23 protein-coding genes are annotated in these 22,270 nt (G+C 45.0%); 9 read left to right on the top strand and 14 right to left on the bottom strand.

All coding sequences use genetic code 11. From position 1 onward, the window contains the following. Positions 1 to 171: 171 nt before the first annotated feature. The 10 genes from mioC to ACQEXS_RS19400 form a co-directional block, all read right to left on the bottom strand. Positions 172 to 606, bottom strand: coding sequence for an FMN-binding protein MioC (mioC, locus tag ACQEXS_RS19445; RefSeq protein ID WP_427014894.1), 435 nt, complete (start codon positions 604 to 606; stop codon positions 172 to 174). 102 nt (positions 607 to 708) lie between these two features. Beyond that, on the bottom strand, positions 709 to 2,070 hold the full coding sequence (gene mnmE / locus ACQEXS_RS19440) for a tRNA uridine-5-carboxymethylaminomethyl(34) synthesis GTPase MnmE (RefSeq protein ID WP_427014893.1): 1,362 nt from the start codon (positions 2,068 to 2,070) through the stop codon (positions 709 to 711). 119 nt (positions 2,071 to 2,189) lie between these two features. Next, entirely contained in the window at positions 2,190 to 3,809 is a 1,620-nt protein-coding gene (gene yidC / locus ACQEXS_RS19435; protein ID WP_427011777.1) for a membrane protein insertase YidC, read from the bottom strand. 2 nt (positions 3,810 to 3,811) lie between these two features. Next, positions 3,812 to 4,069: a membrane protein insertion efficiency factor YidD gene (gene yidD, locus ACQEXS_RS19430; RefSeq protein ID WP_367987699.1), complete on the bottom strand. Its 258-nt coding sequence runs from the start codon at positions 4,067 to 4,069 to the stop codon at positions 3,812 to 3,814. Beyond that, positions 4,036 to 4,359: a ribonuclease P protein component gene (rnpA, locus tag ACQEXS_RS19425; RefSeq protein ID WP_367987701.1), complete on the bottom strand. Its 324-nt coding sequence runs from the start codon at positions 4,357 to 4,359 to the stop codon at positions 4,036 to 4,038. The genes yidD and rnpA overlap by 34 nt, the downstream gene beginning before the upstream one ends. 46 nt (positions 4,360 to 4,405) lie before the next feature. Next, positions 4,406 to 4,540 carry a 50S ribosomal protein L34 gene (gene rpmH / locus ACQEXS_RS19420; RefSeq protein WP_006880025.1) on the bottom strand — a complete coding sequence of 45 codons (135 nt, stop codon included), beginning with the start codon at positions 4,538 to 4,540 and terminating at the stop codon, positions 4,406 to 4,408. 228 nt (positions 4,541 to 4,768) lie between these two features. Continuing rightward, on the bottom strand, positions 4,769 to 5,506 hold the full coding sequence (locus ACQEXS_RS19415) for an amino acid ABC transporter ATP-binding protein (protein ID WP_427014892.1): 738 nt from the start codon (positions 5,504 to 5,506) through the stop codon (positions 4,769 to 4,771). Next, positions 5,503 to 6,174 (bottom strand): amino acid ABC transporter permease, encoded by a 672-nt coding sequence (locus tag ACQEXS_RS19410; protein WP_427011776.1) that lies wholly within the window; start codon positions 6,172 to 6,174, stop codon positions 5,503 to 5,505. Before ACQEXS_RS19410 ends, ACQEXS_RS19415 begins: the two co-directional genes overlap by 4 nt. 73 nt (positions 6,175 to 6,247) lie before the next feature. Then, the gene (locus tag ACQEXS_RS19405; RefSeq protein ID WP_367987705.1) at positions 6,248 to 6,994 is read right to left on the bottom strand and encodes an amino acid ABC transporter substrate-binding protein; all 747 of its coding nucleotides are present in this window, start codon (positions 6,992 to 6,994) and stop codon (positions 6,248 to 6,250) included. A 281-nt stretch (positions 6,995 to 7,275) separates the two neighbouring features. After that, positions 7,276 to 7,407, bottom strand: a complete 132-nt coding sequence (locus tag ACQEXS_RS19400; protein ID WP_427011793.1) for a hypothetical protein — start codon at positions 7,405 to 7,407, stop codon at positions 7,276 to 7,278. On the opposite strand from ACQEXS_RS19400, the gene dnaA reads away from it, so the two are divergent. The 5 genes from dnaA to ACQEXS_RS19375 all read left to right on the top strand — a co-directional run bounded on the left by dnaA (position 7,379) and on the right by ACQEXS_RS19375 (position 14,386). Continuing rightward, a complete protein-coding gene (gene dnaA / locus ACQEXS_RS19395; RefSeq protein WP_367987706.1) occupies positions 7,379 to 8,785 on the top strand; it encodes a chromosomal replication initiator protein DnaA in 1,407 nt (468 codons plus the stop codon). The two genes, ACQEXS_RS19400 and dnaA, sit on opposite strands and share 29 nt — an antisense overlap. 70 nt (positions 8,786 to 8,855) lie before the next feature. Next, the gene (dnaN, locus tag ACQEXS_RS19390) at positions 8,856 to 9,956 is read left to right on the top strand and encodes a DNA polymerase III subunit beta (RefSeq protein ID WP_427014891.1); all 1,101 of its coding nucleotides are present in this window, start codon (positions 8,856 to 8,858) and stop codon (positions 9,954 to 9,956) included. 1 nt (position 9,957) lies between these two features. Beyond that, positions 9,958 to 11,037, top strand: a complete 1,080-nt coding sequence (gene recF / locus ACQEXS_RS19385) for a DNA replication/repair protein RecF (protein WP_367987709.1) — start codon at positions 9,958 to 9,960, stop codon at positions 11,035 to 11,037. 14 nt (positions 11,038 to 11,051) lie between these two features. After that, positions 11,052 to 13,469 (top strand): DNA topoisomerase (ATP-hydrolyzing) subunit B, encoded by a 2,418-nt coding sequence (gene gyrB / locus ACQEXS_RS19380; RefSeq protein ID WP_427014890.1) that lies wholly within the window; start codon positions 11,052 to 11,054, stop codon positions 13,467 to 13,469. Positions 13,470 to 13,951: 482 nt separating this feature from the next. Beyond that, positions 13,952 to 14,386, top strand: a complete 435-nt coding sequence (locus tag ACQEXS_RS19375; protein ID WP_053439996.1) for an Hsp20 family protein — start codon at positions 13,952 to 13,954, stop codon at positions 14,384 to 14,386. A gap of 233 nt (positions 14,387 to 14,619) precedes the next feature. On the opposite strand, the gene ACQEXS_RS19370 is transcribed toward ACQEXS_RS19375, so the two are convergent. From ACQEXS_RS19370 to glyQ, 3 genes are all read right to left on the bottom strand, one after another. Beyond that, entirely contained in the window at positions 14,620 to 15,873 is a 1,254-nt protein-coding gene (locus tag ACQEXS_RS19370; protein ID WP_427014889.1) for a valine--pyruvate transaminase, read from the bottom strand. Between the two features lie 188 nt (positions 15,874 to 16,061). Then, entirely contained in the window at positions 16,062 to 18,128 is a 2,067-nt protein-coding gene (gene glyS, locus ACQEXS_RS19365) for a glycine--tRNA ligase subunit beta (RefSeq protein WP_427014888.1), read from the bottom strand. Between the two features lie 2 nt (positions 18,129 to 18,130). Further along, positions 18,131 to 19,051, bottom strand: coding sequence for a glycine--tRNA ligase subunit alpha (glyQ, locus tag ACQEXS_RS19360; RefSeq protein WP_427014887.1), 921 nt, complete (start codon positions 19,049 to 19,051; stop codon positions 18,131 to 18,133). A gap of 480 nt (positions 19,052 to 19,531) precedes the next feature. Here glyQ and ACQEXS_RS19355 point away from each other — a divergent pair, with 480 nt between their 5' ends. After that, on the top strand, positions 19,532 to 20,086 hold the full coding sequence (locus ACQEXS_RS19355; RefSeq protein WP_427014886.1) for a TMEM165/GDT1 family protein: 555 nt from the start codon (positions 19,532 to 19,534) through the stop codon (positions 20,084 to 20,086). Between the two features lie 143 nt (positions 20,087 to 20,229). Next, positions 20,230 to 20,490, top strand: a complete 261-nt coding sequence (locus tag ACQEXS_RS19350) for a hypothetical protein (RefSeq protein ID WP_367987714.1) — start codon at positions 20,230 to 20,232, stop codon at positions 20,488 to 20,490. 51 nt (positions 20,491 to 20,541) lie between these two features. Here ACQEXS_RS19350 and tusA read toward each other — a convergent pair whose 3' ends face one another. Next, positions 20,542 to 20,790 carry a sulfurtransferase TusA gene (gene tusA / locus ACQEXS_RS19345; protein ID WP_367987715.1) on the bottom strand — a complete coding sequence of 83 codons (249 nt, stop codon included), beginning with the start codon at positions 20,788 to 20,790 and terminating at the stop codon, positions 20,542 to 20,544. 151 nt (positions 20,791 to 20,941) lie between these two features. Here tusA and ACQEXS_RS19340 point away from each other — a divergent pair, with 151 nt between their 5' ends. Continuing rightward, positions 20,942 to 21,130 (top strand): hypothetical protein, encoded by a 189-nt coding sequence (locus tag ACQEXS_RS19340; protein ID WP_367987716.1) that lies wholly within the window; start codon positions 20,942 to 20,944, stop codon positions 21,128 to 21,130. Positions 21,131 to 21,293: 163 nt separating this feature from the next. Then, positions 21,294 to 22,235, top strand: coding sequence for a LysR family transcriptional regulator (locus tag ACQEXS_RS19335; RefSeq protein WP_367987717.1), 942 nt, complete (start codon positions 21,294 to 21,296; stop codon positions 22,233 to 22,235). Positions 22,236 to 22,270: the final 35 nt, after the last annotated feature.

The raw sequence follows: 22,270 nt of genomic DNA, 5'->3' as shown, positions 1-22,270 counted from the left end.
GGTAGGAAAAGTGATCTTACTTATTATATGGATAACTATAGGTTGATCACTCGATATCTCTATGTTTATCCACAAACCAAGTGCTCAAATAAGCAGCAGTCAGTTTGTGTTAATTGGGAATTAGTTATTCACAGTGAAAAGAAAAGCGGCAATTTGCCGCTTTTAAAAGAGTTAGAATTTTGAGATGTGCTCTAAGAGCCAGTGTTCTGCTGCGTCTTCTGGTACGGGATGAGCTAAGACATCAATCGTTAGACACTCTGTTAGAGGCGTTGCTCCAATATCTTGAAGTAATTGGTGAGCATGAAGGCCTGCGGCACAAAACGTGTCATAGCTTGAATCGCCAATGGCGACTACTGCATATTTTACTTGGGTCATATTTGGTGGTGTATTTTGTAGCGCTTGAACGAAAGGCTGAATGTTATCGGGGTAATCACCTGCACCATGAGTCGAGGTGACGATCAACCATGTCCCCTGAGGCGGAATATCATTGAGATCGGGTTGATTGTGAATGGTGGTTTGCAAGCTTTTCTCTGTAAGTAGATCGTTGAGGTGATCTCCTACATACTCTGCACCACCTAGCGTACTGCCCGTGATAATGTGGATCATGTCTGTTCCTTTATTGAGTCATACTAACGCCACTACGAGTGCTATGCGTTAGTAGAAAAAGAAACGCGGTGCTAATTCTATGATTAACACCGCGCGTTTTGATTATTTACCGATACAGAATGAGGAAAATATGCGGCCGAGTAGGTCATCAGAACTAAACTCGCCGGTAATCTCGTTTAAGTGTTGCTGGGTAATACGCAGCTCTTCTGCCAAGATCTCACCAGCCATAAAGCCTTCAAGCTGTTCTTGTCCAATTTGAAGATGTTGAGCGGCTCGCTCTAGTGCATCTAGGTGGCGGCGACGTGCCATAAAGCCCCCTTCGCTGTTTCCAGAAAAACCCATACACTCTTTCAAGTGATTTCGTAGTGCGTCTACACCGGCCCCTGTTTTTGCAGATAGGCGAATTAGGGTTGGATCGTTGACATGACAGATCCCCATTTCTTCATCGGTTTGATCGGCTTTATTGCGGATCACTGTCATGCCGATATTACTTGGTAAGCGATCAACAAAGTCAGGCCAAATATCTTTTGGATCGGTAGCGTCAGTCGTAGTGCCATCGACCATAAATAGTACTCGGTCTGCTTGCGCAATTTCATCCCACGCACGTTCAATGCCGATTTTTTCCACTTCATCAGAAGCATCACGTAGACCTGCGGTATCAATAATGTGTAGTGGCATACCATCGATATGGATATGCTCACGTAGAACATCACGTGTCGTTCCTGCAATATCGGTCACGATGGCTGACTCTTTACCTGATAGAGCATTGAGTAGACTCGATTTCCCCGCATTTGGACGACCAGCAATCACCACTTTCATCCCTTCACGCATAATCGCGCCTTGGTTGGCTTCTTGGCGTACAGCCGCGAGATTGTCGATGATCGCTTGTAGATCGGTTGACACTTTGCCGTCAGCTAGGAAATCAATTTCTTCTTCAGGAAAGTCAATGGCAGCTTCGACATAGATACGTAAGTGGATCAGCGATTCCACCAGCGTTTGGATACGTCTTGAAAATTGTCCCTGTAGTGATTGCAGCGCTGATTTAGCCGCTTCTTCTGAAGTGGCATCAATGAGATCTGCTATCGCTTCTGCTTGGGTCAGATCCATTTTGTCATTTAAAAATGCGCGCTCTGAAAACTCACCAGGTCGAGCGGGGCGGATGCCATCTATTTCTAAAATACGCTTGATGAGCATGTCCATAACGACAGGGCCACCATGGCCTTGGAGTTCGAGTACATCTTCCCCTGTGAATGAATGTGGGTTAGGGAAGTAAAGTGCGATCCCTTGATCCAGTTCGTTACCATTTAAGGCTTTGAATGGCAGATATTCTGCGTAACGAGGTTTGAGGCTTTTACCTGTTACCTCCAATGCAACCTGAGCTGCCAGAGGGCCAGAAACACGGATAATACCGACACCGCCACGACCCGGAGCGGTAGCCTGAGCAACAATGGTATCTGTTGTCATATGAGTGCCTTTCAAGCTTTGGCCAAGTGGTTTGGCCTTTATAAATTCCAATTAGCTGAATTGTAATCAGCTCAAATAAAAAAGGCGACCTTTTGGCCGCCTTTCTTGATGATTCACTCTTACTTGGAGTGCAAACCTTTTTTCTCGAGCGCTTTGTAAATCAAAGTCTGTTGGATCAAGGTTACGATGTTCGATACCAACCAGTATAGAACCAGACCTGATGGGAAGAACAGGAAGAAGAAAGTAAACATAACCGGCATAAAGGTCATGATCTTCTGTTGCATCGGATCCGTTACGGTTGTTGGGCTCATCTTCTGAATTAGGAACATGGATGCACCCATCAGCAGTGGCAAGATGTAGTAAGGGTCTTGTGCTGATAAGTCATGAATCCAACCAAAGAATGGTGAGTGACGCAGCTCAACCGACTCCATCAGTGCCCAGTATAGGGCGATGAAAATAGGCATCTGTAGAACAAGTGGTAGACAGCCACCCAGTGGGTTTACTTTCTCTTTCTTGTACAGTTCCATCATCTCTTGGCTCATGCGCTGACGGTCATCACCGATGCGTTCACGCATAGCTTGCAGCTTAGGCTGGAGCATGCGCATTTTTGCCATTGAGGTGTACTGTGCTTTTGTTAGTGGGTACATTGCACCACGAACGATAAAGGTTAAGCAGATGATTGCTACACCCCAGTTGCTAACAAAGCTCTGAATGAATGACAGCAGTGAATGAAGAGGTTTTGCGATAAACCACAACCAACCGTAGTCCACTACAAGGTCTAGGTTTGGTGCTACTTCAGCCATTTGATCTTGCAGTTTAGGGCCGACCCAAAGTGTTGCTTTGAAGTCTGCGCTATCACCACTTGCAATGGTTTTGTTTGGCATACGCACGCCGATATCGCCAAGATTGCCGATAACGCGAGTATATAGGTTTGCACCTGGTTCGTTACGTGGGATCCAAGCTGACGCAAAGTAGTGCTGGATCATCGCTGCCCAACCTTGGCCGTTTGCAAGATTCAAAGAAAGGTTGCGATCTTGCATGTCGTCGAAGCTGTATTTTTTGTAACGCGTATCTTCTGTTGAGTAAGCACCACCACGGTAAGTTGGCATCGTAATGCTACCACCTGCATCCATTAGGTTTTGACGCAAGTGTGCGTACATACCAAAGGTTGCATTGTTACCGGAGTTGTTTGCTACTTTGTATTCCACATCAATCGCGTAGCTGCCACGTTTAACAATGAATGTTTTAGTGTACTCAAGGCCATTCGCTGAATAAGTCATTGGAATACGCAGTTCGTCTTGGCCGTCAGCTAGCGTAAAGCTGTCAGCATTGACTGCGTAAGCTGGGCGATTTGAGCTGCTTAGGTCGATACCTTGAGGGCCAACTAAACCACTTTGAGCAATAAACTGATGACCTTTTTCGTTTTTCAGTAATACGAATGGGTCTTCAGAGTTTAGCTCTGCTGAATATTGGTTTAGGTCTGCATGAACGACGTCACCGCCTACCGTGTCAATAGACAGAGTTAATACATCCGTTGTGACGGTAATAGTTTTAGCAGAAGCTTGCTGGGCTGGTGCTGGGTCTAATTCATCAGCAAAAGATGGTGCAGGTAGAGTACTGCTTGATTGTGCCTGCTCAACCGGCTGAGGCGCAGGGTTCTTAGCTACTTGCCATTGTTGAAACAACAAGAAAGAAACCAGTGCTAGCGCGATTAACAGGATATTACGTTGAGAATCCATCGTTATTTATCTCTGTCTTGTTTTTGGACTGGTGGAACGGGGTCAAAGCCCCCTTCATTCAAAGGGTGGCATTTTAATAGACGTTTGCCTGATAACCAACATCCTTTTACAAAACCGTGAGCTTTCAACGCTTCTATTGCGTAAGTGGAGCAGGTTGGAGTAAAACGACAACGTGGTCCTATTAGAGGACTAATAATCCATTGATAGAGTCGGACAAGTCCGATTGCTAACCACGAGAAGGGCGAGACAGGCGTTGCCATAATTTATCAAACAACTTGAACATTTCGTCATTGCTTAGATCTTGCGCGCTTTTTTTGGCAATCACAACAAAATCTTTGTTTGGAAGTTGATGTTGTTTGTTACGAAAACTTTCACGAGCGAGACGCTTGAAACGATTGCGACCAACGGCAGTTTTAATCTGCTTTTTGGGTACCGCTAAACCAAGTCTTGGATGAGACAGGCTATTGTTACGAGCAATAATGGTGAAATGAGGTGAGCCAGCTCGATGAGCTTGCTGGAAGACGTTTTGATAATGCTCGGGAGTTAACAAGCGTAACTCCCGATTGAACGCGTACGTATTCAAAATAAACTAGTGATTATTTTGATAGGCGCGCACGGCCTTTTGCACGACGTGCATTAATTACTTTACGACCGTTCTTAGTTGCCATGCGAGCACGGAAACCGTGAGTACGCTTGCGCTTTAGAACTGAAGGTTGAAAAGTGCGTTTCATGATAATTACCTTTACTGATCAGTAGTTTTAGGTTCTTAGTTAACCCGGCGTGGGCATTTCGTCTTCTTTATATATAAAGAGGACAACCGACGCCTCTCAACAAAGAGGCGGAATTGTAATCACAGTCACATAAAGTGTCAATCTTTGTGCGACAGCTAAATTCCGGCCGGGCGATTATACGTAGTGTGAGTAAAATCTCAAGGATCGATCGATCCTTATGGTGGATCTTTACTCCATTCCTACCTGACGTAAGAATTTTTGTAAGCGAGGATCCTGTGGATTACCAAAGATATCCTGTGGAGATCCCTGCTCAACAATATTGCCTTCAGCCATGAAGATCACGCGATCTGCCACTTCTCGTGCGAATTGCATTTCATGAGTGACCACCAGCATAGTCTGGTGTTTTGTCGCTAATTCCTTCATTAATTGAAGAACTTCACCAACCCACTCTGGGTCAAGTGCGGATGTTGGTTCATCAAATAACAATAATTCGGGTTGAAGTGCCATCGCTCGGCCGATACCCACACGTTGTTGCTGCCCACCAGAGAGTGCCGCTGGATAACTATCGCCTTTGTCGCTTAAACCAATATCATCCAAGATTTGCTGAGCACGTTTTAATGCTTCTTCTTTGTTCCAACCGCGGACGGTGATCAGACCTTCGGCAATATTCTGACGAGCGGTCATATGAGCAAATAGGGCGTAGTTTTGAAATACAAAGCCTGTTTTACGTCGAAGAGCTAAGATCTCTGCTTTATTGTGTTTTTGGCAATCAACCATGACGTCATCAATCGTAATTTGGCCTTGATCTGCTTGTTCAAGAAAATTGACGCAGCGTAGCAACGTCGATTTACCAGTACCACTGGAGCCGATAATGACGATGATTTCGCCTTGTTTGATGTCGATATCGATTCCCTTTAGAACTTCGGTATCGCCAAAGCGTTTATGAATATTAGAGAGTTTGATCATCGTACATATGCCTTATTCAGTTTTGCTTCCGCCCAGATTTGTACTCGGGTGAGTATGACGACTACGCCCCAATAGATCAGTGCCACCGCTAGGAATGCTTCAAAGAAACGAAAGCTTGATGATGCTTCCATCTGAGCTTTGGCCATGATCTCTGCAACACCCAGCGTAAAGGCGAGTGATGTTGATTTGATCATGTCGATAAAATAGTTCATCAATGAAGGCAGCGCGACACGGGTTGCTTGTGGCAAAATGATACGACGCATAGCCTGAGAGGTGGTCATACCCACAGACAAACTCGCTTCCATTTGGCTACGATCGATACCGATGATGGCTGCACGGATGCTTTCTGCCATGTATGCGGCAAAATGCAAAGTAAGGCCGATTACCGCAGCACTGAATGCGTTAAGGCCAACCATAAATGGAAAAATTTGCGGTAAGCCATAATAAAGCAGGAACAGCTGCACCAATAACGGTGTACCACGAAAGAAGCTGATGTAGAGTTGGCTGAGCTGATCAAGCACAGGGACACGGAAAACGCGGATGTTAGCGATGATCACCGCAAGAGCGAGGGAGAACAATAATCCCCATACGGCCATTTCCATCGTGGTGCCAAGATATTTGAGCAATATCGGCATCAGTTCCAGCATGTAGTTAAAATCAAATCCCATAACTTACCTTTGAGAGAAAAGAAAAGGTGGAACTGAATTCCACCTTTGTATTGTTCGAACTAAAAAAGTTGGCTTATTTGGTGATATCAGCACCAAACCATTTTTCAGAAATTTTCGCTAGCGTACCGTCTGCACGCATTGCTGCCAACGCTTTGTTTACTTCGCCTTGTAGCTTTTTGCCGTTTTCGTTATCTACAAATGGCCAAGCATTTTGAATCGTTTCAAATGGTTCACCTGCAAGTTGCAGTGGTAGACCGGTTTTCTTGATAAGTTCCAATGCTGAAAGGCGATCCATGACAAATGCATCGGCACGACCGAGCGCAACATCATGTTCAATACCTGTGTCGTAGGTTTTGATGTTGATCTTGCCATCTTTATCATAATCACGTAGCAGCTGCTCAAAGTTTGAGCCCAGGTTTACGGCTACCGTTTTTCCTGTGAGATCGTCGATACCTTGGATCGCATCATTTCCTTTACGCACTGTGATCTGTGCGCCGTCAACCACGTACGGATCGGCAAACAAATATTTTGCTTTACGTGCATCTGTCATGGTGATCTGATTTGAAATGGTGTCAATACGGCCAGTTTCTAATAAACCAAATAGGCCTGAAAAGTTTGCTGTGACATATTCAACTTTGTAATCGTTACGTTTGCCAATTTCATCCCAAAGGTCAACTTCAAAGCCTTGTAGCTTATCTTGCTTCACAAAAGTGAACGGGAAGTAGCGTCCAGACATACCCACTTTTACTTCAGTGGCAGCTTGAACCGTTGCGGCAGATAGTGCGATTGCTGCAATTGCAGCTTTAATCCAGTTTTTCATAGTACAGCTCCTTAATATTATGGAGATAAATACTACTGTGATTCAGCTCACTTAGATAAATAACCAAGTGCAATATCCTAGTCCACTGAGTAATAAGTTAATAAGGACTGGGGATAACGCGTGAATATCTCTCAAATAATAGAGACGACTTAAGACAATTCACAGAGTTATCACCAAAACAAAGATCCCGTAAAAATAGCCTAAATGTGGATCAATATGTGGGTAAAAATGGGGCATGGTGTGGGGATCCCCCCTTATTCATCGAAAAAATTGTGAATAACTTAGATCTTATTCACTGGATCGTCGATCATTTGCTGGCGATCTTGGTTATCAACAGGTAAAATTGCCAGTCTTTTCAGATCATTTACTTTGAGTGGGGGCACCGTGTCATCTTCGCTTTGGTTGCAATGCATGCAACGGCTTCAAGAAGAGCTACCAGCTACAGAATTCAGTATGTGGGTTCGTCCGTTACAAGCGGAGCTCAATGACAATACTCTCACTTTATTTGCACCCAACCGTTTTGTTCTAGATTGGGTTCGTGATAAGTACCTCAATAGCATCAATCGTCTATTGCAGGAATATTGTGGTAACGATATTCCAAGCTTGCGTTTTGAAGTGGGCAGCCGTCCGGTTTCTGCGCCAAAACCAGCACCAACACGTACACCTGCCGATGTCGCAGCAGAGTCTTCTGCTCCAGCACAACTGCAAGCACGTAAACCTGTACATAAAACTTGGGATGATGATGCCCAAGCAGTCGCAGATATTAACCATCGTTCAAATGTGAACCCTAAACACAAATTCAATAACTTTGTTGAAGGTAAATCGAACCAGTTGGGCTTAGCCGCGGCACGCCAAGTGTCTGATAATCCTGGTGCTGCGTATAACCCATTATTCTTATACGGTGGAACAGGTTTAGGTAAAACGCACCTATTGCATGCGGTGGGCAATGCCATTGTGGATAACAAGCCGAATGCAAAAGTGGTGTACATGCACTCGGAGCGTTTCGTGCAAGACATGGTGAAAGCGCTGCAAAATAATGCGATTGAAGAATTCAAACGTTACTACCGCAGTGTGGATGCACTGCTTATCGATGATATCCAGTTCTTTGCCAATAAAGAACGCTCGCAAGAAGAATTCTTCCATACCTTCAACGCACTGCTTGAAGGTAACCAGCAGATCATCTTAACCTCTGACCGTTATCCAAAAGAGATCAGCGGGGTAGAGGATCGCCTTAAATCACGTTTTGGTTGGGGTTTGACGGTTGCGATTGAGCCACCTGAACTCGAGACTCGTGTCGCGATCTTGATGAAGAAAGCAGAAGATCACCAAATTCATCTGGCCGATGAAGTGGCCTTCTTTATTGCGAAGCGTCTGCGTTCTAACGTTCGTGAGCTTGAAGGTGCTTTGAACCGAGTGATTGCTAACGCAAACTTTACCGGCCGTCCAATCACGATTGATTTTGTCCGTGAAGCGCTGCGCGATCTACTGGCTTTACAAGAAAAGCTGGTCACCATCGACAATATTCAAAAGACGGTCGCTGAGTACTACAAGATTAAAGTGGCTGATTTGCTGTCAAAACGCCGTTCGCGTTCTGTGGCGCGTCCTCGCCAACTTGCAATGGCGTTGGCGAAAGAGCTGACTAACCACAGCTTGCCGGAAATCGGTGACGCCTTTGGTGGTCGTGATCATACAACGGTACTGCATGCGTGTCGCAAGATTGAGCAGTTACGTGAAGAAAGCCACGATATAAAAGAAGATTACTCGAACCTGATTCGGACTCTGTCTTCTTAATTACCAAAATACCGAGTATTCTTAGTTTCAGTTAACACGATAAAACCGCAAACACCGTTAAGAGCATTATATGAAATTTACCATTGAACGTAGCCACCTGCTGAAACCACTTCAACAAGTGTCAGGTGCGTTAGGTGGTCGTCCGACTCTGCCTATTTTAGGTAACTTGCTACTGAAAGTTGAAGATAACGTATTGTCTATGACCGCAACCGATCTAGAAGTGGAATTGATCAGTCGTGTGACGTTAGAAGGTGAATTTGAAGCGGGCAGTGTTACTGTTCCATCACGTAAGTTTCTCGATATCTGTCGCGGTTTACCCGATGATTCTGTTATCACATTTGTTTTGGAAGGCGACCGCGTTCAAGTACGTTCTGGTCGCAGTCGTTTTTCGTTATCCACACTTCCTGCCAATGATTTTCCAAACATTGAAGATTGGCAGAGTGAAGTGGAAGTCTCTTTAACGCAGGCCGAATTACGTACATTAATTGAAAAGACTCAATTTTCAATGGCGAACCAAGATGTTCGTTATTACCTTAACGGTATGCTGTTTGAAATTGATGGCACAACACTGCGCAGTGTTGCGACCGACGGTCACCGTATGGCGGTTTCACAAACAGCATTAAGCGCCGACTTTGCTCAGCAACAAATTATTGTGCCGCGTAAGGGGGTTCAAGAGTTAGTGAAGCTATTGGATGCACCCGAGCAGCCTGTTGTATTGCAAATTGGTAGCTCAAACGTCCGTGCTGAAGTGAACAACTTTGTCTTCACATCTAAGTTAGTTGACGGCCGCTTCCCTGATTATCGCCGTGTTCTGCCACAGACTACGACGAAAACATTGCTTGCTAACTGTGATGAGTTACGCCAAGCCTTCTCTCGTGCTGCCATTCTTTCTAACGAGAAATTCCGTGGTGTTCGCGTCAATCTTGCGGGTAGTGAAATGCGCATTACTGCCAATAACCCTGAGCAAGAAGAAGCAGAAGAAATGCTGGACGTAACCTTTGAAGGGGACGCGATTGAAATTGGTTTTAATGTCAGTTATGTCTTGGATGTGCTGAACACTTTACGCTGTGATAATGTTCGGGTCTCGATGTCTGACGCCAACGCCAGTGCGTTGATAGAAAACGCCGATGACGATAGTGCCATGTACGTGGTTATGCCAATTCGATTATAGAATGCCTCTATCCCGCCTTATTATTCAGCAATTTCGAAACATTAAAGCCTGTGATATTGACCTATCAGCAGGCTTTAACTTTCTTATTGGCCCTAACGGAAGTGGCAAAACCAGTGTGTTGGAAGCCATTTATTTGCTCGGTCATGGTCGTTCTTTTAAAAGTACGCTAACTGGCCGCGTGATCCAAAATGAGTGTGATGAACTGTTTGTTCACGGTCGTTTTTTGACCTCGGATCAATTTGAGCTACCAATTGGCATTAATAAGCAGCGTGATGGCTCAACAGAGGTTAAAATAGGCGGTCAGTCCGGGCAAAAATTAGCCCAATTAGCGCAAGTGCTGCCATTGCAGTTGATTCATCCTGAAGGGTTTGATCTACTAACGGATGGGCCGAAACATCGCCGTGCATTTATTGACTGGGGCGTGTTTCATACTGAGTCTGCATTTTATGATGCATGGGGGCGGTTTAAGCGTTTAAACAAACAACGTAATGCGTTGTTGAAGACCGCCACCAGCTATCGGGAACTCAGTTACTGGGATCAAGAAATGGCGCGCTTAGCAGAGAATATCAGTCAATGGCGCGCTCACTATATTGAGCAGATGAAAGACGTTGCACAGGTGATTTGCCAAGCGTTTCTGCCAGAGTTTGATATCCAATTAAAGTATTACCGAGGATGGGACAAAGATACGCCGTATCAGGAACTCCTTGAAAAGAATTTTGAACGCGATCAGGCGCTTGGTTACACCTTTAGTGGGCCAAATAAGGCTGATCTGCGGATTAAAGTGAATGGAACGCCGGTTGAGGATGTTTTATCACGAGGTCAGTTGAAGTTAATGGTGTGTGCACTTCGAGTGGCACAAGGACAACATCTGACAACAATGACAGGTAAGCAATGCATCTATTTGATTGATGACTTTGCCTCAGAATTAGATAGCCAACGTCGCAAGCGTCTTGCTGATTGCTTGAAAGAGACGGGGGCTCAAGTTTTTGTAAGTTCTATTACCGAAAGCCAAATTGTCGATATGTTGGACGAGCATGGCAAAGTGTTCCATGTGGAACATGGCGCAATAGAGCAAGGATAAAAAGAGAGAAACTCATGTCTGAAAATTACGATTCATCGAGTATTAAGGTACTGAAGGGTCTGGATGCGGTACGTAAGCGTCCAGGTATGTACATCGGCGACACTGACGATGGCACCGGTTTGCACCACATGGTTTTTGAGGTCGTAGATAACTCAATTGATGAAGCGTTAGCGGGTCACTGTAAAGACATCATTGTGACAATTCATGAGGACAACTCAGTTTCTGTTAGCGATGATGGCCGTGGTATCCCAACGGAAATGCACCCTGAAGAGAAAGTATCAGCTGCAGAAGTTATCATGACGGTACTTCACGCGGGTGGTAAGTTCGATGACAACTCATACAAGGTATCGGGTGGTCTACACGGTGTAGGTGTTTCGGTAGTAAACGCACTATCAGAAAAAGTGACGCTAACGATCCACCGCGGTGGTCATATCCATACTCAAACCTATCACCATGGTGAGCCTCAAGCGCCACTTGCTGTGATTGGCGATACCGACAAAACGGGTACTCAGATTCGTTTTTGGCCAAGTGCTGAAACCTTCTCAAATACTGAGTTCCATTACGATATTCTAGCAAAACGTCTACGTGAGCTATCATTCCTAAACTCTGGTGTTTCTATCAAACTTAAAGATGAGCGTGAAGAAGACAAGAGTGACCACTTCATGTTTGAAGGTGGTATCCAAGCGTTCGTTGATCACCTAAACACCAACAAAACGCCTATCATCGAGAAAATTTTCCACTTCGATTTCGAACGTGAAGACGGTATTTCAGTTGAAGTTGCGATGCAGTGGAACGATGGTTTCCAAGAAAACATCTACTGTTTCACTAACAACATCCCTCAACGAGATGGTGGTACTCACCTTGCTGGTTTCCGTGCAGCCCTAACTCGTACCCTGAACTCGTTCATGGACAAAGAAGGCTTCTCAAAGAAAGCGAAAACAGCAACTTCAGGTGATGATGCACGTGAAGGTCTAACTGCAGTTGTTTCGGTGAAAGTGCCAGATCCTAAGTTCTCAAGCCAAACCAAAGATAAACTGGTTTCTTCAGAAGTGAAGTCTGCGGTTGAATCAGCAATGGGTGAAAAACTGTCTGAGTTCCTAGTTGAGAACCCTGCAGAAGCTAAGATGGTGTGTTCTAAGATCATCGATGCAGCACGTGCTCGTGAAGCGGCGCGTAAAGCTCGTGAAATGACTCGTCGTAAAGGTGCATTAGACCTAGCAGGCCTACCAGGTAAACTGGCTGACTGTCAGGAAAAAGACCCAGCACTCTCTGAACTCTACATAGTGGAGGGTGATTCGGCAGGCGGCTCCGCAAAACAAGGCCGTAACCGTAAGAACCAGGCTATCCTACCGCTTAAAGGTAAGATCCTGAACGTTGAAAAAGCACGTTTCGACAAAATGCTGTCTTCTCAAGAAGTAGCAACGCTTATCACAGCACTTGGCTGTGGTATCGGTCGTGACGAGTACAACCCGGATAAACTGCGTTACCACAACATCATCATCATGACCGATGCTGACGTCGATGGTTCGCACATCCGTACGCTACTGTTGACCTTCTTCTACCGTCAAATGCCAGAGCTTATTGAGCGTGGCTACGTGTACATTGCTCAGCCACCACTTTACAAAGTGAAGAAAGGTAAACAAGAGCAGTACATCAAAGATGAAGATGCAATGAACCAGTACCAAGTAGCATTGGCTCTGGATAATGCTTCTCTGCATGTAAACGCAGAAGCACCTGCACTATCGGGTGAAGCGCTAGAGAAACTGGTTCAACAGTACAACGCAGGTATTAAGCTGGTGGATCGTATGAGCCGCCGTTACCCACGTGCGTTAGTACATGAGCTCATCTACACGCCGCGTCTAACCGCCGAGCAGTGTCATGATGCAGCAGCAGTAGAAGCTTGGACCAAGCAACTTGTTGAGCAGCTTAATGCTAAAGAAGTGGGAGCAAGCCAATACAGCTTTGAAGTAGAGCAGCACGAAGAGCTAGGTTTAAATCTACCTAAGATCGTGGTTCGTACGCACGGTGTGACTCATGAACATGCATTGAGCATTGACCTCATCAACTCGAAAGAATACGGCAAGCTAGCTTCTCTTTCTGAAGCGCTAGAAGGCCTGATTGAAGAGGGGGCTTACATCAAACGTGGTGAGCGTACTCAAGCTGTTTCAAGCTTTGTTGACGCACTAGAATGGCTAATTAAAGAGTCACGTCGTGGCCTAAGCCTACAGCGCTACAAAGGTCTAGGTGAGATGAACCCAGATCAGCTTTGGGAAACGACGATGGACCCAGAAACGCGCCGCATGATGCAAGTCACGATTGAAGATGCAGTAGGTGCTGACCAGTTGTTCACGACGCTAATGGGTGACCAAGTTGAGCCTCGTCGTAACTTCATTGAAGAGAATGCACTGAAGGTAGCTAACCTAGACGTTTAGATTGTTTTCTCTTCGCTGGATGAACTGATTTCTGTGTCGAAGGTGCTCATTTATGCTTATAAACTCCGCGCCTTCTCCTTGAACTAAGTTCATCCAGCTTCGATAAAAGTAATCTAAAAATTTTAAAAGACTGTCAGAAATGACGGTCTTTTTTGTTTTTAAGTGTTTGAAAAATATTGAATTATAAAAATATTTGGAAATAATCCCTTGAAACTAATTTGTCCCAACCACATATCTATTGTTGAAGAGGAAAGCTGTCTTGCTCAAGAGAGAAGAAACAGAACCTCGCGAACCGCTGATAAGGTATCGCTCAAAAGAGGATGACTTTAGAGGCACACAATTGAACTTGATTTATTGCTACGTCCCAGCGTTATGAGAACCCGAGGAGTAGAGGATAAATCCCTTAGTCGGCAAGGCTCGTTCACAGTATCGAACCGCGCAAACTCACGACTAAGACTATTGCTTACTAAAAGGATAGCATTATGAGAACTGTAGATTTCACTCCACTTTACCGCAACGCAATTGGCTTCGATCGTCTATTCAACATGATGGAAGCAAACACCTCGAAGAACACTTCTGGCGGTTACCCTCCATACAACATCGAGCAAAAAGATGAGAACAACTACCGTATTACTATGGCAGTTGCTGGCTTTGCTGAAGAGCAACTCGATCTGACTCAAAAAGAAAACATGTTGATCGTGAAGGGTGAGCGTAAAACAGAAGCGGAAAAGACCTACGTATACCAAGGTATCGCAGAGCGTGATTTCGAACGTAAATTCCAGCTAGCAGACTACGTAAAAGTAGTGGGTGCAAGCATGGAAAACGGTCTACTACACATTGACTTAGAGCGCGAAATCCCAGAAGCGATGCAGCCACGCAAGATTGCGATTAATGGCAAAAACCTTATTGAAGGTTAACTCGTCATATTTGAAGCCACAGCGTTGTTGACTGCAACAATTCCCCCTAATCACATAGGTTCCTATGCTCATAGGGCTGAATTTCTTTGTCGCCTAGCTGTAACTCCAACTATTTAGAGTTAATGGCAATATATTCGGGAAGAAGAGTGAAAGAGCACCATCTAGGTGCTCTTTTTTATTGGATTATTTACAGTGTCATTCCATAGAGGGAGGAACGACCGAGTAGGGAATCTCTATTTACTTTCGCGGTAAGCCTTCTCGATTTCTTCAGCAATGATCTTAATGCCTTTTTGCATCATCTCATCGTCCTGCACGTAGTTCATGCGTAGGCATTGATGTGCATGAGCCCAATCATCCTCTTGACCTATAAAGAAGTATTCTCCCGGTACAATTAACACGCCACGTGCTTTCAATCGTTTGTAGAGTTCCATAGTGGTGATTGGCAATTCATCAAACCATAGCCACAAGAAAATGGCCCCTTCTGGCTTATGGATTCGGAATCGAGAGTCTTTAATGGCTTCTTGTAGCAATTCAACCGCCCTTAGAGATTTCTTTTGATAAAACGGTTTGATGGTATTTTCACTGAGCTTTAATAGATCGCCTTTTTCAATCATATGATTAGCTAATGCTGGGCCAACGCTACCCGGCGCTAAGCTGATGATGCCATTCATGTTAGTCAGTGCTTGGGTAATGGCTTCATTGGCAATAATAATACCGCAGCGCACTCCAGGCAGACCAAGCTTAGATAAGCTCATACACAAAATGGTATTTTCATTCCAGAATGGTTTCACATCTTCAAAGATGATGTTGGGGAAAGGCACACCGTAAGCGTTATCGATGATTAAAGGAACGTTGTTTTCACGGGCTAATTTGTCCAACTTTTGGATTTCATCATTGGTCAGTACATTACCGGTTGGATTGGTTGGTCGAGAAGCACAGATTGCCGCAACAGAGTCATCGACTGTTAGCTGCTCAAAATCGACATGGTATTTAAACAGACCGTTATCTAACAGCTCGATTTCTGGACGGTAGGAAACAAACACATTTTCATCGATCCCAGCGTCACCATAGCCGATGTATTCAGGGGCCAATGGCAACAAAATTTTCTTGTGTGAGCCATCCGGTTGAGTACCCGCAAATAGGTTAAATAAGTAAAAGAAACCACTCTGGCTGCCATTAGTTAAACTGATGTTTTTCTCGCTGATATTCCAGCCATAGGTTTCTTTGAGTAGCTTAGCTAATGCTTTTACAAAGACATCTTTTCCTTGCGGACCATCATAGTTGGCAAGTGCTGCAATCAGTTCGCCACTGGTGAGCATATCTTCACTGGCTTGGTGAAAGTAGTCGAGCATGGCAGGAATGGCGGCTGGATTACCGCCACCGAGCATAATGGCGCCAGGTGTGCGTAAACCATCGTTTAAGTCGTCCATTAACTGTGTGATACCTGAATACTGATTAAATTTTTCACCAAACTTAGAAAACTGCATTACTTCTTTACCTAATTCATTATTGTCATTGCTTTATTTGTGCAAGGTCGGAGCTAGGCCGACCAAAGAGTAATCCTTGAACATACCCGATTGACTTTACGAGTCAAAGCACATTTTAAGATTAGCAAGAAAAACAAAGCCCAACTCCGAGGAGTTGGGCTTTTATTCGGTGAATTAACCTGAAGATTTTATTTTTGAAGCAAAGAAATATCAGCGATCTGTAGGAACAGGTTACGCAGGTTGTTTAGTAGTGTCAGGCGGTTCTTCTTAAGTGCTTCGTCGTCTGCCATTACCATTACGTTATCAAAGAACGCATCAACTGGTTCACGTAGGTCAGCTAGCTTGCTTAGGGCTTCTTGGTAGTTACCTGTAGCAAATGCTGGCTCTAGCGCTTCTGTCATTACTTCAACGCTTTCTGCTAGTGCTTTCTCTGCATCTTCTTGTAGAAGTGCTAGGTCGATGTTTGCTGCTAGTTCGCCGTCGAATTTCGCCAGGATGTTACCTACACGCTTGTTCGCTGCTGCTAGAGACTCAGCTGCTTCTAGTTCACGGAAGTGAGAAACTGCTTTAACTCGTTGGTCGAAGTCTGCAGGTTTCGTCGGGCGACGCGCTAGAACTGCTTGAATGATGTCTACGCTGAAGCCTTCGTCTTGGTACCAAGCACGGAAACGACCAAGCATGAACTCGATAACGTCTTGTTCAACGTTGTCGTTGGTTAGGCGGTCGCCAAACAGTGACTTCGCTTTCGCTACTAGGTCAACAAGATCTAGGTTGTAGCCGTATTCAACGATGATACGTAGTACACCTAGAGATGCGCGGCGTAGTGCGAATGGATCAGAACCTTTAGGTGCTTGACCAATACCGAAGATACCTACGATAGTGTCTAGCTTGTCTGCCATTGCAACTGCTGTTGAAACACCGTTTGATGGCAGTTCATCACCTGCAAAACGAGGCATGTATTGCTCGTTCAGTGCTACTGCAACTTCTTCTGCTTCACCGTCGTGGCGAGCGTAGTGCATACCCATAACACCTTGAGTATCCGTGAATTCGAATACCATTGAGGTCATTAGGTCACATTTTGCTAGTAGACCAGCACGCTTTGATTTCTCAACGTCAGCACCGATTTGCTCAGCAATGTAACCAGCAAGTTCTGTGATACGGTCTGTTTTATCTTTGATCGTACCCAGTTGCTTTTGGAAAATCGCTTGCTCTAGTTCAGGCAGACGGTCGATAAGCGGACGCTTACGGTCTGTGTTGAAGAAGAATTCTGCGTCAGCAAGACGAGGACGAACTACCTTCTCGTTACCTTCGATTACGTAACGAGGCTCTTTTGATTCGATGTTCGATACGAAGATGAAGTTAGGTAGTAGCTTCTTGTTGTCATCGTAGACAGGGAAGTACTTTTGGTCACCTTTCATGGTGTAGACCAAAGCTTCAGAAGGTACTTTTAGGAACTCTTCTTCAAACTTCGCTGTTAGTACCACTGGCCATTCAACCAGAGACGTTACTTCTTCTACTAGGTCATCTTCTAGGTCAGCGATACCGCCAACTGCTGCTGCCGCTTTTTGTGCGTCAGCTAGGATGATTGCTTTACGCGCTTCGTAATCTGCCATTACTTTACCGCGCTCTTCTAGGATCGCAGGGTATTGCTCAGCAGAATCGATAGTGAACTCTTGCTCACCCATGAAGCGGTGACCACGGATAATGCGGTCAGAAGCGACACCAAGGATCTCGCCTTCGATTAGGTCGCTGCCCATTAGCATGGTTAGCGTCTTAACTGGACGGATAAATTGAGTCGTTTTGTTACCCCAGCGCATTGGTTTTGCGATAGGTAGGTTTGCTAGTGCTTTCGCTGCAAGTTCAACTACGATCTCAGACGTTGGCTGACCTTTCACTTCTTGTTTGAACAGTAGCCATTCACCTTTATCTGTTACCATGCGCTCTGCTTGGTCAACCGTGATGCCACAACCGCGAGCCCAGCCTTGAGCCGCTTTTGTTGGGTTGCCTTCCGCGTCAAACGCTGCAGAAACTGCAGGGCCACGCTTTTCAACAACTTTGTCAGACTGGCTGTCTGCTAGTGCTGCTACTTTTAGTGCAAGACGACGAGGTGCCGCGAACCATTTCACGCCTTCATGTGCTAGGTCTGCGCCTTTTAGCTCAGCTTCGAAGTTTGCTGCGAACGCTTCCGCTAGAGTGCGAAGTTGCGTTGGTGGTAGCTCTTCAGTACCCAGTTCAATTAGAAATTCTTTAGCCATGATTACTTCTCCTCTTCCTTACGGCACATTGGGAAGCCAAGCGCTTCACGTGATGCGTAGTACGCTTCAGCAACAGACTTAGTCAGGTTGCGGATACGAAGGATGTAACGTTGGCGCTCTGTTACAGAGATAGCTTTACGTGCGTCTAGTAGGTTGAATGCGTGACCAGCTTTTAGAATACGCTCGTAAGCAGGTAGTGGCAGTGGCTTTTCAAGCTCAAGCAGCTCTTTACACTCTTTCTCGCACTGTTCGAAGAAACCAAATAGGAAATCAACGTCTGCGTGCTCGAAGTTGTAAGTTGATTGCTCTACTTCGTTTTGGTGGAATATGTCACCGTAAGTCACCTTGCTGCCGTCTGGTGCGATGTTCCAAACTAGGTCGTAAACTGAGTCTACTTCTTGGATGTACATTGCCAGACGTTCGATACCGTAAGTGATCTCACCAGTGACTGGTTTACACTCAAGACCGCCAACTTGTTGGAAGTAAGTAAATTGAGTCACTTCCATGCCATTTAGCCAAACTTCCCAGCCTAGACCCCATGCGCCTAGTGTTGGGTTTTCCCAGTTGTCTTCTACGAAACGGATGTCGTGTACAAGTGGGTCAATACTAAGTACTTCTAGAGAACCTAGGTACAACTCTTGAATATTGTCTGGTGATGGTTTTAGCGCTACTTGGAATTGGTAGTAGTGCTGGAGACGGTTCGGGTTTTCACCGTAACGACCATCGGTAGGACGACGTGAAGGTTGTACGTAAGCTGTAGACATTGGCTCTGGGCCAAGCGCTCGTAGGCAAGTCATTGGATGAGAGGTACCCGCACCCACTTCCATATCTAGCGGTTGAACAATGGTACAACCATTTTGAGCCCAATAATCCTGCAGCGCGAGGATCATTCCCTGGAAGGTTTTGATATCGTATTTTTGCATAAGTCAGGTTCGCGCGATTCTCTTATTACTTGTGAATTCGTCTCTTTTTCTGGGTTTTCTACCCTCAACAATGGCGATTCAAAGTAATTACGGTTGAATAAAATAACAATCAAGTATACCCAGATATTGTTAATGGGAGTAGGGGTAATCTTGCTTAATTCATAGTCAAAAATACCTTTTAGTGGAATTTATCGCGTTTATTGTTTCAATTTCTCTTAAAAGGGAGTTTTTGATGAATTTCTGACTTGAGCTTTGGCATTCGCCTCATTAGAATTTCGTCATCTTTGGGGAGTAGCTTACTAAATCGACAGCGTGTTGATTTGGTTCGTTCGTCAACATAATTGGTGCAAAATCACCATGGCGCTCGAGACGCATTGCCAGATGCGTTTAGCAAGACCTTAGATAAACATCACGAACCGGGGTGGGGCGTGAGGTTTGTCTTAGGTAAAAATAATTATCCCTGCCCCCTTTGAGCATGTCGTGAGCGTTTTAGCTATTTCAATCACAACGGTAGCATTAGCAGAAATTGGCGATAAGACCCAATTGCTTTCGCTGTTGTTGGCAAGTCGTTACCGAAAACCAATACCTATTATCATCGCTATATTTTTGGCCACAGTGCTAAATCATGCTTTAGCCGCATGGCTTGGCGTAGTGGTTGCGGATTATTTATCTCCAGAAGTGCTTAAGTGGGTTGTGGTGGTGAGTTTTCTAGCCATGGCGGGTTGGGTGCTTATCCCAGATAAGTTAGATGACGATGAAACCATCTCAAATCGAGGTCCTTTCATCGCCAGTTTTATTGCATTCTTCATTGCTGAAATAGGTGATAAAACCCAAATAGCGACCTCTATTCTAGGTGCTCAGTACTCAGAAGCATTGTTATGGGTCACTCTTGGAACGACGATTGGTATGCTGGTGGCCAATGTCCCTGTGGTATTGATCGGGAAATTATCGGCAGACAAATTACCGCTAGCGATGATCAGAAAAATCACTGCAATATTGTTCCTTTTGTTGGCATCTGGCGCGGCTCTTTTTTGAGGATTATTGAACAATAAATTGCAGTGAAGCTGCGTTAGATCAAACTGTTAGCCAAATTCACTCTAATGCGTGACCAGTGACATATTAGTGTCATAATTGTCATGCTACCTTAATAATGTGAATGATAGCGAGAGGGCAAATTTATGCTTACACGTTATATGGGAATGTCCCCTAAAAAGCAGAGCTATTTGTTTACTTTTGGTCTGGCGCTTTGCCTCTTAGCAATGGCGCTAACAGATATGTGGTTACCGATTGTGGCTGGCTCGTTTATTTTGACTGGATTGACCGTAGAATCATGGATTCGGGTAGCGCATATTATCCCAATGCATGAAGAAATGCGGGCAATGCAGAAGCAGATCCAGAAACTGCAATCGGAAGTTCGCACTTTAGAATATGACGAATAACAAAACGGCAGCCCTTGAGCTGCCGTTTCTTTTCTTTGCTAACCGTATTGGTTATTCCATCCCTTTTTTGATCAAGTACTGATATGGCAGCGTATCGATTTGCGCTGCAATCAACTGATGATCCATAAAACGACAGAAACTCGGAATATCTCGGGTAGTTGATGGATCATCCGCCTTAACCAATAACACATCACCATCGTTCATTGTACGAATCGTCTTCCTGACCATCATCACTGGTTCTGGGCAGCGTAGCCCTTCTGCTTCAAGAGTATGGGTGGCTAATTCAGGATTAAAGCTCATGGTGTTATCTCGTGACCCTACAGGTCAAATGTGACTGCTAAAGAGGGTAGATGATAACGGTGGAGAAAAAATATTCAATAACCACTTGGCAAAGTGATCAATTTGTTTTAACTTAGTTAACAAGTTGGTAACAAATGAAAGAGGTGCGCTTATGTTAACAGCTCTAGATAGACTGACCATCTACTCTGTACTGTGTTTTATTTCGTTTTGTGCACTGGTATTACGTTCATCAACTGAAGCTTCGTTGCTGCCCCTCATAGGAGTTTGTGCAACGATAGTAGGGATTTGGCTCGAGATGCACCTATGGCGAGGTTCATCTGAAGAGCATGAAAAAGGATAGATAGCGTGTCGCTCATTCGCGTTATTTTTTTCACTTGTAACTACGCCAGATTACATTCCGACACTATCCCCAGTTTTCTTGGGCTTCCCCGCTGAAAGGCGGGATTTTTTTTGCCTACGAGTTACAATCACATCATGCCATCCTATTAACTAAGTGACCCTTTGTGGAATTAGAAGACATTTATCGTCGAGATCTCAATCTTCTTGTTGCTTTACGAGTATTGATTGAAGAAAGCAGTGTCAGTAAGGCAGCAAACCGCCTTAACCTCAGTCAATCAGCTATGAGCCGAGTATTAGGAAGACTAAGAGAATTATTAGGTGACCCGCTCTTCACTCGTCAAGGGCAACACTTAATTCCGACTGAAAAAGCACTTGAGATTGATCGTTCGCTTGGTGAGCCTCTTGAATCTTTACGCCAGCTGCTTTCACCTGTTGAGTTTGAACCTAAGAGCTGTGAGCAGACTTTTACCATTGCAACGACCGACTATGCGATGCAGACAATTCTGCCTTTCGCTTTGCCACGCATTTATCAAGAAGCACCTCATGTGTCATTTAACTTTTTACCACTGCAGCATGATCGTCTATCCGATCAACTGACTTATGAAGGGGCTGATTTAGCAATTTGTCGCCCGACAGGGCCGGTTGAGCCGCTGCGTAGTGAAGTGCTGGGTCGTGTAGGAGTATTGTGCTTGCTCTCCAAACAACATCCATTAGCCGAAAAAGAGATGAGCTTGGATGATTACCTCAGTCATCCACATGCAATGATTGCCATCAGTGATGGGGTTAAGGCGTTGATTGAACAAGCGTTAATGGATCAGCCCAAACGTAAAATGGTACTACGTGCTTATCACTTAGAAGCGGCGCTGGCGATCGTCGATACCTTGCCAATCATTATTACCGTGCCTGCCGATTTAGCGTATTTGGTTGCCGAGCGCTATGACTTAGTAGTGAAGCCGCTACCCTTTCAGTTCACGCCGTTTGAGTATTCAATGATTTGGCATGCACGCTGCGAGCACTCTCCGGCTCAAGAATGGCTGCGTGCAGTAGTGCGCGAAGAATGTAGCCGCCTGATTGCCAAGCGAATAGAAGACATGGGGTTGGACTGATCTTTCCGAAAATCGAAATAGCAAAAAGCCGGGCA

Origin of the sequence: Vibrio sp. TRT 17S01 (assembly GCF_050113695.1) — a bacterium.
In the GTDB taxonomy this organism is placed as follows: domain Bacteria; phylum Pseudomonadota; class Gammaproteobacteria; order Enterobacterales; family Vibrionaceae; genus Vibrio.
This window is presented reverse-complemented; position numbering and strand designations above follow the sequence as displayed.

What these genes read in the sequence shown, in the direction of transcription:
- ACQEXS_RS19400 (WP_427011793.1), bottom strand. Translation starts at nt 7,407, where the DNA reads ATGCATTGCAACCAAAGCGAAGATGACACGGTGCCCCCACTCAAAGTA.
- yidD (WP_367987699.1), bottom strand. Translation starts at nt 4,069, where the DNA reads ATGGCAACGCCTGTCTCGCCCTTCTCGTGGTTAGCAATCGGACTTGTC.
- dnaN (WP_427014891.1), top strand. Translation starts at nt 8,856, where the DNA reads ATGAAATTTACCATTGAACGTAGCCACCTGCTGAAACCACTTCAACAA.
- tusA (WP_367987715.1), bottom strand. Translation starts at nt 20,790, where the DNA reads ATGAGCTTTAATCCTGAATTAGCCACCCATACTCTTGAAGCAGAAGGG.
- mnmE (WP_427014893.1), bottom strand. Translation starts at nt 2,070, where the DNA reads ATGACAACAGATACCATTGTTGCTCAGGCTACCGCTCCGGGTCGTGGC.
- ACQEXS_RS19415 (WP_427014892.1), bottom strand. Translation starts at nt 5,506, where the DNA reads ATGATCAAACTCTCTAATATTCATAAACGCTTTGGCGATACCGAAGTT.
- rpmH (WP_006880025.1), bottom strand. Translation starts at nt 4,540, where the DNA reads ATGAAACGCACTTTTCAACCTTCAGTTCTAAAGCGCAAGCGTACTCAC.
- ACQEXS_RS19370 (WP_427014889.1), bottom strand. Translation starts at nt 15,873, where the DNA reads ATGCAGTTTTCTAAGTTTGGTGAAAAATTTAATCAGTATTCAGGTATC.
- ACQEXS_RS19350 (WP_367987714.1), top strand. Translation starts at nt 20,230, where the DNA reads ATGCTTACACGTTATATGGGAATGTCCCCTAAAAAGCAGAGCTATTTG.
- gyrB (WP_427014890.1), top strand. Translation starts at nt 11,052, where the DNA reads ATGTCTGAAAATTACGATTCATCGAGTATTAAGGTACTGAAGGGTCTG.
- glyQ (WP_427014887.1), bottom strand. Translation starts at nt 19,051, where the DNA reads ATGCAAAAATACGATATCAAAACCTTCCAGGGAATGATCCTCGCGCTG.
- mioC (WP_427014894.1), bottom strand. Translation starts at nt 606, where the DNA reads ATGATCCACATTATCACGGGCAGTACGCTAGGTGGTGCAGAGTATGTA.
- glyS (WP_427014888.1), bottom strand. Translation starts at nt 18,128, where the DNA reads ATGGCTAAAGAATTTCTAATTGAACTGGGTACTGAAGAGCTACCACCA.
- ACQEXS_RS19375 (WP_053439996.1), top strand. Translation starts at nt 13,952, where the DNA reads ATGAGAACTGTAGATTTCACTCCACTTTACCGCAACGCAATTGGCTTC.
- recF (WP_367987709.1), top strand. Translation starts at nt 9,958, where the DNA reads ATGCCTCTATCCCGCCTTATTATTCAGCAATTTCGAAACATTAAAGCC.
- ACQEXS_RS19410 (WP_427011776.1), bottom strand. Translation starts at nt 6,174, where the DNA reads ATGGGATTTGATTTTAACTACATGCTGGAACTGATGCCGATATTGCTC.
- ACQEXS_RS19405 (WP_367987705.1), bottom strand. Translation starts at nt 6,994, where the DNA reads ATGAAAAACTGGATTAAAGCTGCAATTGCAGCAATCGCACTATCTGCC.
- yidC (WP_427011777.1), bottom strand. Translation starts at nt 3,809, where the DNA reads ATGGATTCTCAACGTAATATCCTGTTAATCGCGCTAGCACTGGTTTCT.
- ACQEXS_RS19340 (WP_367987716.1), top strand. Translation starts at nt 20,942, where the DNA reads ATGTTAACAGCTCTAGATAGACTGACCATCTACTCTGTACTGTGTTTT.